The following is a 12961-nucleotide window of genomic DNA, read 5'->3' as shown; positions in this document are numbered from 1 at the left end:
ATGGTAAGATGGAGATTTGTTTATATCATCTGTTGTTTGCTTTTGACTTCATTTGTCAAGGCTCAGGACGTTGAGTTCTCTCAATTTTACGCAAACCGGCTTTATCTTAACCCTGCCTTTGCGGGATCTGAATACGTGCCCACGCTCGGAATGTCCTATCGAAATCAATGGCCTCAAAATAATCGTCCTTTTGTAACTTATAGTGCTTCTTACGATCAATATGTCGATGTAATGAATGGTGGGTTGGGAATATTAATACTTCAGGATAATCAAGGACAGGGAGCCATAAAAACAACAACAGCAGCGGGAATGTATTCCTATTCTTTGGATATTAATAGAGATTTATCAATGAATATTGGTTTAAAGGCAAGCTACAATCAACGGAAATTGGACTGGAATTCATTGGTGTTTTCAGATATGATAGATCCTTTGTACGGTGTAATTTATCCTTCCCGAGAAGTACAGCCAAGTAATTTGAGTAATTCATATTGGGATTTTTCCATGGGATTCATCCTAAATTACAAAAGTATTTATTTTGGAGGAGTAATTGACCATCTTTCAGAGCCAAATGAAGCTTTCAATGCATCGCAAAATGTTGCAGTGTTACCTCGTAAATATACATTGCATGCAGGAGCAAATATTCCCATGGGCTACTCCCGAGGATTGATGAAGAGCAATTTTACCATTTCGCCCAATTTATTATATCAACGGCAGTTAGGGTTCGAGCAAATTAACTACGGGATGTATTTGTCGAGAAACAATTGGGTTGTGGGTGGCTGGTTTCGGCATAATATTTCTTTCGATTTTGATGCTTTCATAGTCCTACTTGGTTATCAAACCGAAAAAATAAGAATCGGTTATTCCTATGATTATGTGGTCTCTAATTTAGTGAAAACAAATTCTGGTGCACATGAGATATCTCTTAGTTATTTATTGGGTAAAGCGAAATCTTCTTGTTCTGGAACTCATTTTTTAAGAAAAAAAAGACGAATACGTGCAATTAGATGTCCTAAATTTTGATATTTATATTTTAAACGAACTAATTAATAGTATTTTGTGATTGGTTTACATAGCCTGACATCCAAAAGTTAAGATTCCTTAAGTGAGGTCTAATGAATTTGGTATTGTTATGATATTAAATTTAGAAATGATATATTTATGTTGTGATAATCATTGATTTTATGAAGATTAAATTGAATTGTTTTTATAAAGATTTACTATTAGTCTTTTTATTTGTATTTTTTGTTTCGCTTCCCGAAATGAAGGGGCAAGAAACCGAAAGTATGAATGATTCTATAAGAACTTTAAAAATTCTTCAACAAACACTCGATGATATTGTCGAAGAAAATACGGCCTACGAAAATGTGGGTTCCGAAATGGAAGTTGATGGATTGGTTATGGATGAAACAATGACCAAAGTTGGTCGTGATTTTTATGATATGTTTTATTCTGTTTGGAATGCTCCACAAAAGGCGAAAAATTATACCATTACAATTAAAGAAATGGTGTTACCAGGCTTAGCAACTCAAATTATTGTATTAGTAAATGATAATGAAGTATTTAAACAAAGAGTGCAGCCACGTTATGAGGTATTAGAGCAAATGTCTCAATATGCGAATCAAATGGCGGTACAATATTTAAATAATTATGAAAAAATGAACGCCCAACTTGAAGATGAAGATCAACAGGGAACGGGAATGTTTTGAACTTTAAACTACAAACCATGAATATTGTAAAAATAGTATTTGTATTTATTTTTATGAGTTTTTTATTGCCAAACGAATCAAAGGCTCAAGATTTTGTGTATACGCCAATTAACTCAAGTTTTGGGGGTAATGCATATAATTACAATTGGTTGATAAATTCGGCTACTCAACAAAATAGGATTGAAGATCCAAATGCCGAAGATGCCCTTAATTCAGATCCATTGGATGATTTTCAAGATAATTTAAATCGACAAATTTTGAATCAACTATCTAGTAAATTAGTTAATTCTATTTTTGGTGATAGTAATGATCTCGAAACTGGTTCGTATAATCTTGGGAATTATAAGGTAGATATTTCTGAAGATGCTAGTGGTGTCACTGTAAATGTTCAGGATATTGCAAACGGAAATTATACGAATGTTGTTATCCCTAGTTATTAATAAGTAGTTACTTGCTAATTCCCTATATATGTTTAAATGTATACGCCACTACTATGGTATCGTTATTTTACTACCTCTCATCGCTGGATGTACTCCTTTTTTTAACCAGCCTATAAATGAGCAAAGAGCCGAAATTGGAGCTGAAACACCAGCAAGAAAAAGTTTGGTTAGTTTACCCGAACCTAAAGAAAAAATAGTTGCTGCTGTTTATAAGTTTCGCGATCAAACCGGACAATATAAACCATCCGATACGGGAGCCAATTGGTCCACTGCTGTAACTCAGGGAACTACTTCTATTTTATTAAAAGCAATTGAAGAATCGGGTTGGTTTATTCCAATCGAACGCGAAGGCTTATCAAATTTATTGAATGAACGTAAAATAATACGTTCAAGCAGAGCGAATTATGCAGGGCAAAATGAAAGTTCTCAATTGTTACCACCACTTTTATTTGCTGGTTTGGTTTTGGAAGGTGGCGTAATTAGTTACGACGCTAATGTTTTAACTGGAGGTGCTGGTTTAAAGTATTTTGGTGCTGGAGCTTCAGGACAGTATCGACAAGATAGAGTGACCGTATATCTTCGTGCCATTTCAACTAGTAATGGTCGAATTTTAAAGACCGTGTATACTTCAAAAATGATTCTTTCTCAGAAATTAGATGCAAGTATCTTTAGATATGTGAAATTTAAGCGTTTGCTCGAGGCTGAGGTAGGTTTTACTTACAATGAACCATCCGAAATGGCGGTGAAAGAGGCTATAGAGAAGGCTGTAGAGTCATTAATTATTGAAGGAGTTATAGAAGGATTATGGGACTTAAAAAACCCAGAAGATGTTAATTCAGATATTGTTACGAAATATGTGGAAGGAAAAGAGGATAACGAAGGGTCGGATTTCTTTGATCAACTATTGACACCACGTCGTCGCAAATTTGGTTTAGGATTTAATGGTGGATCATGGTTATATATGGGAGATTATAAACATTCCGAGATGGAGGCTATGGGAGGAGTATCTTTATTGTATGATACCCAGTCGGCTTTACAGTTTGCACTTAATTTTAGCCGAGGAGATCTTGCTACTACGAAGTATTTTCAGAAGACTTTTAATTCCTTAGATGTAACAGCGAAGTATCGATTATTACCTTATAAAAATTGGACTCCTTATATTGAAGGTGGATTTGGTGTTTTTTCAGAGCATGAAAAATCGATTTACACAATTGATATTTCGAATTCGATTCATACCCAAGCATTGTATGGTGCAGGAGTAGAGTTTTTATTTAATGATCGTATTGGGTTAAATTTTTCAATACTCAATCACTATATATTTAATGATAACATAGACGGATTGAAGCAAGGAAATTTTAACGATTATTTTTGGGAAGGAAAAATTGGTTTGAATTTCTATTTTGATAAAATTTGGGATACCAGTAAGAAAAAGAAAAATAGAAAAGAAAAAATTCGAAAAAAAGCAGATCCTCAACCTATTACTGCTGAATAAAATACTTATATGTTGTTAATAAGGTCGGATATTTATTCGACCTTTTTTTGTTTCTAAATTTTAGGATCATTGTATTTTTATGTGTGTAAAACAGGGCGTTTAGCTTGGTTTGTTTAATTAAAATTAACTATTCATAAAGAGTTTAAGATTTTTGATAAGCTTTATCAATTTTCGGAAGATATTCATCATATTAATTTGATGTTTGATGTAATGTATTCGTATTAATTCAGTAGATCTCTTTACATTTAATTAGAAATTAAAAAGATAAAACATAAATCATCAAGTAGAAATCAACCAACAACCAAATTAGTAAAACTTTTAAATCAGGGAAACCTGGTCTATTCACTTTAAACCTTAAAACTTTATAACCATGAGAAAGATTTTATTCGTCTTTTTATTAGTACTGTGTACTGGGGTAGTTTCATTTGCCCAAATTAATCAATCCAATATTAATCAAGTTGGAGTGGATAATTCATCTACTGTAGAACAAGTAGGTATTTTTAATATTAACGATATTTATCAAAATGGAACTGATAATATTGCTGAAGTTACGCAATATGGCTTTTTAAACATGTCATTTTTGGAACAATATGGATTTGGAAATGAGTATTACGCAACTCAGTCTAGGTCAAATTTCTCAAATGCATATCAGTTAGGTTGGGATAATTACATATCGGTATGGCAAAAAGGAGCTAACTCCTCTTTTGTTACTCAATTTATTGGAATGGAGAATTCAGCTGTAGTTAAACAGTTTGGAAGGAACTTGTCGGAAGTAAATCAATTCTTTAGCTACAAGGAATCTGCAAATGTATTTCAATCAGGTTGGTTAAATTACTCGAATATTCTTCAGACTGGTTCTTATGATGTTGCTAAAGTTAGTCAATGGGGAACTTTAAATGTATCTGACATTGATCAGCTTAATACTTTTGCAAATGCTGCTTTGGTAAGTCAAAATGGAAGTTTTAATGATGCTAAGATTTATCAAAAAAGTGGTCAGAACAATAATGCAGAGATTTATCAAGAAGGTAAAAATAATAGTGCTTTTATTGAGCAGATGTATGTTGGAAATGATAACAATGCGGTTGCAATTCAAAAAGGAAATAGCAATACTGTAAAAACAGAGCAGTATGGTGGATCATTGAATAATTCTTATGTCGATCAAAAAGGAAACGGAAATGATGCATATTCTTACCAAGGTGCTGGATCCGATAATCTAATTGAGATTAATCAAGAGAAAAAGAATAATTATGCATATGCTGCTCAAAGAATGGGTAATAACAACGAGATTTCTATTACTCAACATGGTAATGCAAATTATGGAGCGGTTTATCAAAATGAAGGTTCGTATAATTACGGTATGATTGATCAAAGAGGAAAAGCTAATTATGCAAATATTGAACAAGTAGGTGGAGAATTAAATTGGTCATTGGTTACTCAACGAGGTAAAATGAATAAAGCTAATGTTCTTCAAAATGGTGGATATTTTAATACCGCAGAAGTTGAGCAGTATGGTCAAGAAAATGAAGCAATGATTACTCAGGTCGATGGATCTTTTAGCGATGCTTATATCGGACAAGAAGGTAAATCTAATGAGGCTGAAATTCTTCAAGTAGATAATTATGCTAGTTATGCTGGTGTTGCACAATTAGGAAATGAAAACTATGCATATATCGAGCAATTTGAAACAAGTAACACATTTGCTGGAATTATTCAAGTTGGTAACGGAAATGCTGCCGGAATTGGTCAATATGAAGTTGATAATAGTTATGCTTTAATTCAACAATATGGTGACGATAACGAAGCTGTTTCTATTCAAGCGTATGGTGAAAATAATGTAGCAGTTACCACACAAATTGGTGCTGAAAACATGTCCTATACCGAACAAATTGGAAGTAATAATACAGTAAGTGTTTACCAAAACGGATTTGGTCACTCTTCAATTGTTACTCAATACGGAAATGGTAACACAGCTACCGTTAGTCAGTACAATGGTTTTTAATAATTAATCGAGATATTTGATTGATTTATAGTATTTAAAGCCGTCAAGATTGAATTTTTATTCGATTTTGACGGCTTTTTAATTTTTAGGTTTTAATACTACTTAAACTTTTGTTTAAATTTTCTTATTCTTTTTTAGAATGAATAAAGATTAGCATAAAAGAGACTTGGATTGATCACTAAATCAGGGTTGTTTGTGTAAAAAGGTGAGGGGTTGGGAAGGCTTTTTCTTAATTTAGATAAAAAGATCGAAAGATGTTATATATACATTATTTTGATCTGTTTAAGCTCTTAAATCTTTAAAATTGATTTGTAAAAATTAATTCACTTTAAACCTTTAAAAAAATCAACCATGAAAAAATTTTTATTTTTATTAATCGCTGTCGTATTTGCGGGATCTTCCGCATTTGCGCAGGTAAACAATTCTAATGTCAATCAAATAGGTTGGCTAAACACAGCTGATGTTACTCAAGTAGGCTGGTTCAATAGTAGTGATGTTGATCAAATGGGACTATGGAATAGTGCAACTGTTGATCAAACAGGAATTACTAATATCTCTAAAATTGATCAATTATTTGTTGGAAATGCTGCTGAGGTAACACAAGAAGGGATTCTAAATGTATCGTATGTTGACCAAGTAGGATTCTTTAATTATGCCGTTGTTGATCAGTATGGTATGCATAACATTTCCAGTATTCTTCAAATGGGAAATGATAATAGTGCTTGGGTTAATCAGGATGGTATGTTTAATATGTCATCTATAAATCAAGCTTTAGTTGGAAATGCTGCAACTGTTTCACAATGGGGAATTTTGAATGTATCCTATGTAGATCAGTTAGGATTTTTCAATTCTGCTATGGTAGCTCAATCAGGGCTTCATAATATTGCTCGTACTACTCAGATGGGAGCATGGAATATGGCAGGTACTGCTCAATTGGGAATGTTTAATATGTCTAATATTACTCAGTATGATTTTTTAAATAGAGCAGCCGTAATGCAAATGGGATTAGCTAATTATTCTACAGTTCTACAAGCAAACCATAACAATACCGCAATGGTAATGCAAATGGGAAGATTTAATAATAGTGATGTATGGCAAATGGGAGCATTAAGTGATGCTTTTGTTACTCAAATGGGAATGCGTAATTCTGCATCAATCAGACAGTATCTTCCAATCTTTTCATCGGCAGAAATTGTTCAGGATGGACGTGCCAACTATGCAAGTATTTATCAAAGAAGAGGAGCATGGAATTCAGCTTATATCAATCAATCTGGATTAAGAAATAATGCCAGAGCAATCCAATTGGGCGGTGAATTTAATCATTCTTCTATAAGTCAGTTATATGCTTTTAATAGAGCGAATACAATGCAAATAGGTGGATATGCTAATAATGCGACAATTCATCAGAATGGAATGTGGAATATGGCTTCTACTTTTCAAAGAGGAGGTTTAGATAATACTGCAAAAATTATGCAAAATGGTGATGCAAATCGTGCTAGAACAGTTCAGTTAGGCGGTGATCACAATAATTCTACAACCACTCAGTATGGTGAAAGAAACTATGCATTTGTTGAGCAAATTGGAGAATCTAAAGGAAAAGTAAATGTAATGCAAGATGGCGAGAGAAATTTTGCAGATGTAACTCAGAAATATGGTACTGGTGATAAAACAAGAATTAACCAAAAAGGATCTTTCCAAACAGCTTATGTTTCTCAATTATGGGGAACTAAAAATAAAGCAAAAGTAGTTCAAAGAGATTTTGCCAATACTGCTGTTGTTGATCAGATTGGTGGCGTGAAGAATAGTGCCGACGTATTCCAAAAAGGAGAGTATAACTTCGCATTTGTTGGACAGTTTGGTGGATCAGATTCTGAAGCTGCGATTGAGCAAAGAGGAGATAACAACAGAGGTTGGGTATTCCAGTACGATCAGGAAGAAAGTTTAGCTGATATCTTACAGGAAGGTGATGGTAACGTTGCTGTTATAGGTCAAATGTATGGTGCTAGAAATACCGCAACAATTATTCAAACAGGTGATGATAATACCGGTTTAACTTACCAGTATGGAAATGATAATACTTCATTCCTTGAGCAAGTTGGTAATGATCATTATGGTGTTGTTATTCAGGATGGTAACTCTAACTTTGCTGTAACTCAGCAAGGAAATGCAGGAACTATTTTTGTAGCTCCATAATTATAAATAATTAGTAGAAAAAACTCCCGCTTCGGCGGGATTTTTTTTTCTCGAATAGTTTTTCACAAATCTTAATATGTCTGTATCTATTCGAAAATAGTTGTATTTTGCTCTGTTCCTTTTTTGCTTTGGCAATCCAATCAGGAAAGGCAACTTGATAATTAGTTTAGCCACAATTAATTGACCAGTATTTAGCAGGTTAGGATTAGATAATTTGATTAAGTCAATACAAAATAGAGATTCAAATTTTCTGGAGATATTACAATCAGGAGTTATAAATACCACTGATACTTTACTTCAAGAGAAAACATCTCCTCATTTATCAATATGGTGATAACAATTCATTGCAGTAAGTAGCTATTCAGAATAAGAAGAGCTTTGAAATTACTCAGGCTGATAATGACAACCAATTGGAGATTGATTCTGTATTGATAAACGTGGGAATGATAGAAACTCAAGTTGGAACAGGAATGAATGTTATAATAAAAAGTGGATTGTGAATACAGAGCAGGTTTAATTGGATGGGATGTCTTTTAAAGGCATCCCATTTTTTAGACAATTTGGAGGATGTGTACTTTTTTTGCAGTTATTATAGTAATTTAACGGAGTTTATATAGGTTCACACTTAAATATTAAATAAATTTAGTATGTAATTTTTAAGCAAAATAAGAATGTATACAAAGATTATTTTTTTTGTTGCTATATGCTTTATTTTTAATGCTGAAAGAGTGATGGGACAGTTGCCGGTTAAAGCTTGGGTTGAGGTGGGGGATAAAATGCATTGTCAATCTTTAAAGGCAAATATTGAAAATCAGGGAGAAGAAACGTTTTCGTTGAGATATGTTTTTGAATTATCAAAAAAAGGAGCATCAGGAAACTCAAATTCAATACAAAAAGGAAGCTTTATTTTATTAGGAGGGACTATTACCACGCTTTCTGAATCAGGGATGAATTTAATGAAAAGTGATAGGTTAACGGCAAAATTGTTTATTTATCATGATAAGGTGATAGTTGCTCAAGATTCTGTTGTTTTACATGGAGATAATTATTAATTTAAAAAAAAATAAAATTGACAATATATATGCGACAATTCTACCTACTCTGCAGGCTTTTTATCCTACTCTGTCTGTCTGTGTCTATTTTTTCTTGTAATGAGAGTACTGTTGATCCAGATTTATTCGGTTCTATAAGTGGAACTGTGAAAACTTCGGAGACAGAAGGGAGTTTGCCTATGGAAGGTGTTAGCATTACAACAAATCCAGGTTCAACAGCTGTAACTACTGATATAGATGGAAATTTTGAGATAAAGGATGTTCTTGTAGGGGATTATACGGTTAATGCTAAAAAAGAAGGTTATACGGCCGTAGCTATTAGTATTAAAGTTCGGGAAGGTCAAGAAGTGGCTGTGCAGGTAATTATGGCAATTGCTCCAGATGAAACGGAGGCTCCATCTGAACTTGTTTACGCTTTACCCTTGGATGCCACTGCTAATCTTCAAACAGAAGTTAAGCTGGTTTGGAATAATGGGAAAACAGAAAAAGGGGATACCTTATTTTTTGATGTTATTATATATGAAAATGGAGGGTTTGCTGGCGATACTATTGCCAAGGCAATAAATGATACAAGTTTTGTTGCTAAAAATCTAAAATTTGAAACCAACTATCGGTGGAAAGTCGATGCTAGTAATCGAGCTAAATATAAGACAGAAGGTAGGGAATGGAAATTTAGCACAGAAGCTTTTCCTAAGAATGGATATTTATTTGTGAAGGATACTTTGGATAGTAGGGATGTATATTCATGGGATTTAGCAAAAAATCATTTAGTTCGGTTGACTAAGGATGGAGCTAGTGATGTTTCTCCTCGCATTTCACCTAACGAAGAATTAATTGCATATGCCTCTAATAAGACAGGAGAGTATCATATTTATACAATGGATACCAAAGGAAATAATATTTTAAAAGTAACAAATGATAAGCCTTTGGTAAGTTATAATAATAGTGGAACTGGTTTTGTTTGGTCTCCAACTGGGGATCAAATTCTTTATGGACACTATGGAGATCTTTATACAATTAATTATAACGGGACAGGTGAAACTAAAATAGCTAATGCTCCTGTAAATCGTCATTTTAAATACTGTGATTGGAGTTCTCACTTTAATAATGTATCGAAAGAAAAAATAGCGGTTCTTACACAAGGGGAGAAGCCTTACGATAATGAAATTTATTTAATGGATCCTGATGGATCGAATCTATTTTTATTAGTAGGAAACTTAGAAGGAACAATTTCAAGTCCACATTTTTCGCCAGATGGAACGAAAGTGATTTTTTCATTAGACTCTTTATTTCAGGATGATAATGGGAGGCAATTGAATGCGAAAATTTATAGTGTAAACGTTGATGGAACTAATGTTGTAAATTTGTCGGGAGATGATAAAACAGCAGGAACAAACGATCTGCAAGCTCGATTTACTGCTACAGGTGGAAAAATTGCATTTATGAATGTTTTAAACAATAATAAAGGTGAAAAGAGTATTTGGATAATGGATACGGATGGAAGTAACCGGGAAAAGATTATCTCTAATGGGGAGATGCCCGATTTGTATAATCCTTAGTAGATTAAAAACGGGGATTATAAAGTCATAAAAAAAGCTTTCCAAAATTGGAAAGCTTTTATATTTTTCGGAAAGAGGTAAATTAGAATCTTCTTTCTTTGATTCTTGCTTTTTTACCAGTAAGCTCACGTAAATAGAAAATTCTTGCTCTTCTAACACGACCTCTTTTGTTCACTTCAATTTTATCGATGAATGGAGAGAAAAGTGGAATGATTCTTTCAACACCTACGTTACCAGACATTTTTCTGATTGTAAAAGTTTTAGTTGTGCCAGTACCTTTAATTTGAATAACAACACCTCTAAAAATCTGGATTCTTTCTTTGTTTCCCTCTTTAATTTTGTAAGAAACACTAATAGTATCCCCAGCTTTGAATTCAGGATTTTGAACACCTGTAGCGAAAGCTTCTTCTGCAATTTTAATTAAATTCATTGTCTTATTTGTTAAAGTTCACGAGCGCAATGTAAACATATACATCTATTACCATGTCAGAGATTACGCACGAATTCGACGCGAAATTAATAAAAAAAACTATAAAAACAGTTTATTAAAGTTATTTTTTGCCTGTGATACTTAAATAGAAAGGAAAAATGAACGGGGATATAAAAATGCTTGATTGTTATCGTGTTAAATCAAATATGGAGGTATAAAAAAAGGAGCCTTTTCGAGCTCCTTTTTTGTATTTAAATAGTTAACTAGTGAGCGTCACCTACAACTTTTAATTTGTCGCCGGTTGTTTTTACAACTGTCTTGTAAAATTCTTCACTATATCCAGGTTGTTTCATTTTAGGATTTTGATTGTTACCATCTTTTTCTTTGATGTTACCATCCATAAATTTTGCGAATAAGTAGCCATAGAAATCTTTCCATTCTTCCACCAAATTATTTCCTTGGTTGCAAGAAAAATCAGTTAAAAATTCGATTGCTGTAGCTTTGTTTTTCTTGAACATGCCTTCAGCTGCAAGATCTATAATGTTTGTGAATGCCAAATATTTAGTTTCTAAAGCTTTTTGTTTGGTAGCTATTTCAGGATGTATTTCATTGTACCGAGTGTAGGCGAAATTACTAACCTGATTAAACACCCAAAATGCTGACTTACTAGTGAAATCCATCATTTTTCCGTTTCCAACAGCAAAAGTTTCAGGAACCCTTGTAATACCACAATAAACAGGGAAGTATACTGAAGAAGAGGCGTCATCAACACCAAACCAGTTAATTCCACCAACAGCATCAGGTAACCAATTTCTACTTTGTGCAACAAAAGAGAATCCGGTTTGTTGTGTAGCAGTAGCTCGTTCATTACAATAGGTAACACCATCTACCTTCCAAGTTAAAGGTCTCCATCTGTATGGATTACCGTATGGACCTGCACCCATATCTTTTGACATATCTAAATCTGTACCTTCTAAATGATTTCTCATGAAATCCATTACTTCAAGCACATTAATTTTTTTGTCAGGTTTGATCCATAAAGGCATTCTGTTTGTAGCATATCCTTTATCGTCGTGTTCAATTTTACCTTTACAATAGTCAAAGTATTGATCCATCCCTTCTTTTACATCATTAAAGAAAGACCAAACTCTTATTTCACAAAATCGTGCAGCACCAAAATCAACTGGAGCGTATGTATCTGAAAAGCTAAAATCTTTATTTTTGCCATCTTTAGGATAGAATCCTTTTTCTTTTGCAAAAGAAATAACGTCTTTAGAATAAACATTTTGAACTTCAGGGTTGAAAATTTTATCCATTTTATCGGAAGAGATTGAACTTTTCCCTTCTAATGGGAAAGTAGTGATTCTTGCCTGGTTGGCATGACCGCTAACATATCCGTCAGGAATCATACGAGCAACCCAAACAGCACCTTTTTCGCCATTCCCTTTACCAATCATTTCTAAAATCCAAACTTCGTTTGCATCCGAAATTGAGAAAGATTCACCAGAACTATAATATCCATAGTTTTCAACCAAATCAGTCATTACTTTGATCGCTTCACGTGCGTTTTTTGATCTTTGTAAAGTAAGGTACATAAGACTTCCGTAGTCGATGATAGCACCATCTTGTGCTCCTAGTTCTGAACGTCCACCGTAAGTTGTTTCGCCAATTGCCAGCTGAAATTCATTCATGTTACCAACAACGGAATAGGTATGAGGTACTTGAGGAATTTCACCAAGGAATTTACCAGTATCCCACTCGTAAACATCAATCATTGTTCCTGTTGCCCAATCGGCAGCCGGACGAAAATAAAGTTCTCCATACAATACATGCGAATCTGCCGCATAAGTAATCATATTAGAACCATCGGTGGAAGCTCCACGAGTTATTAGGTAATTTGTACATGCTCTGGCACTTGGAGTTGAAAAAACAGACACCAACATTAGAAGAGCCGCAACTACAAAAATCTTTTTCATGTTTAACTATTTTAAATGTATTCACTACTGAATTAAATCGTTTTCGGTCGTACAAAAATAGAAAAAAAACAGTAGATAGAAATGATATAAGTCTTGATTTATTGGTAGGTTGAC

Annotated in this window: 10 protein-coding genes; 8 read left to right on the top strand and 2 right to left on the bottom strand. The window is 33.5% G+C overall.

Going from position 1 to position 12961, the window contains the following annotated elements:
- The 8 genes from BZG02_RS05745 (at position 1) to BZG02_RS05705 (ending at position 10441) form a co-directional block, all read left to right on the top strand.
- Positions 1-1020, top strand: a complete 1020-nt coding sequence (locus BZG02_RS05745; RefSeq protein WP_101260459.1) for a PorP/SprF family type IX secretion system membrane protein — start codon at positions 1-3, stop codon at positions 1018-1020.
- A gap of 161 nt (positions 1021-1181) precedes the next feature.
- Positions 1182-1706 carry a CsgE family curli-type amyloid fiber assembly protein gene (locus BZG02_RS05740; RefSeq protein ID WP_101260458.1) on the top strand — a complete coding sequence of 175 codons (525 nt, stop codon included), beginning with the start codon at positions 1182-1184 and terminating at the stop codon, positions 1704-1706.
- Between the two features lie 17 nt (positions 1707-1723).
- A complete protein-coding gene (locus tag BZG02_RS05735) occupies positions 1724-2146 on the top strand; it encodes a curli production assembly/transport component CsgF (RefSeq protein WP_218972153.1) in 423 nt (140 codons plus the stop codon).
- Positions 2147-2174: 28 nt separating this feature from the next.
- On the top strand, positions 2175-3638 hold the full coding sequence (locus BZG02_RS05730) for a CsgG/HfaB family protein (RefSeq protein WP_101260457.1): 1464 nt from the start codon (positions 2175-2177) through the stop codon (positions 3636-3638).
- Positions 3639-4008: 370 nt separating this feature from the next.
- Entirely contained in the window at positions 4009-5637 is a 1629-nt protein-coding gene (locus BZG02_RS05725) for a hypothetical protein (protein ID WP_101260456.1), read from the top strand.
- A gap of 351 nt (positions 5638-5988) precedes the next feature.
- The gene (locus tag BZG02_RS05720) at positions 5989-7830 is read left to right on the top strand and encodes a hypothetical protein (RefSeq protein WP_101260455.1); all 1842 of its coding nucleotides are present in this window, start codon (positions 5989-5991) and stop codon (positions 7828-7830) included.
- A gap of 671 nt (positions 7831-8501) precedes the next feature.
- The gene (gene csgH / locus BZG02_RS05710) at positions 8502-8882 is read left to right on the top strand and encodes a curli-like amyloid fiber formation chaperone CsgH (protein WP_101260453.1); all 381 of its coding nucleotides are present in this window, start codon (positions 8502-8504) and stop codon (positions 8880-8882) included.
- Positions 8883-8911: 29 nt separating this feature from the next.
- A complete protein-coding gene (locus tag BZG02_RS05705; protein ID WP_101260452.1) occupies positions 8912-10441 on the top strand; it encodes a carboxypeptidase regulatory-like domain-containing protein in 1530 nt (509 codons plus the stop codon).
- Between the two features lie 82 nt (positions 10442-10523).
- Here BZG02_RS05705 and rplS read toward each other — a convergent pair whose 3' ends face one another.
- Positions 10524-10871: a 50S ribosomal protein L19 gene (gene rplS, locus BZG02_RS05700; RefSeq protein ID WP_101260451.1), complete on the bottom strand. Its 348-nt coding sequence runs from the start codon at positions 10869-10871 to the stop codon at positions 10524-10526.
- Between the two features lie 263 nt (positions 10872-11134).
- Positions 11135-12847 carry a dipeptidase gene (locus BZG02_RS05695; protein WP_101260450.1) on the bottom strand — a complete coding sequence of 571 codons (1713 nt, stop codon included), beginning with the start codon at positions 12845-12847 and terminating at the stop codon, positions 11135-11137.
- Positions 12848-12961 lie beyond the last annotated feature (114 nt).

This window comes from Labilibaculum filiforme, from assembly GCF_002843315.1.
GTDB classification, from domain to species: domain Bacteria; phylum Bacteroidota; class Bacteroidia; order Bacteroidales; family Marinifilaceae; genus Labilibaculum; species Labilibaculum filiforme.
The sequence above is the reverse complement of the archived record's forward strand: the minus strand, read 5'-3'. Positions and strand labels throughout refer to the sequence as shown.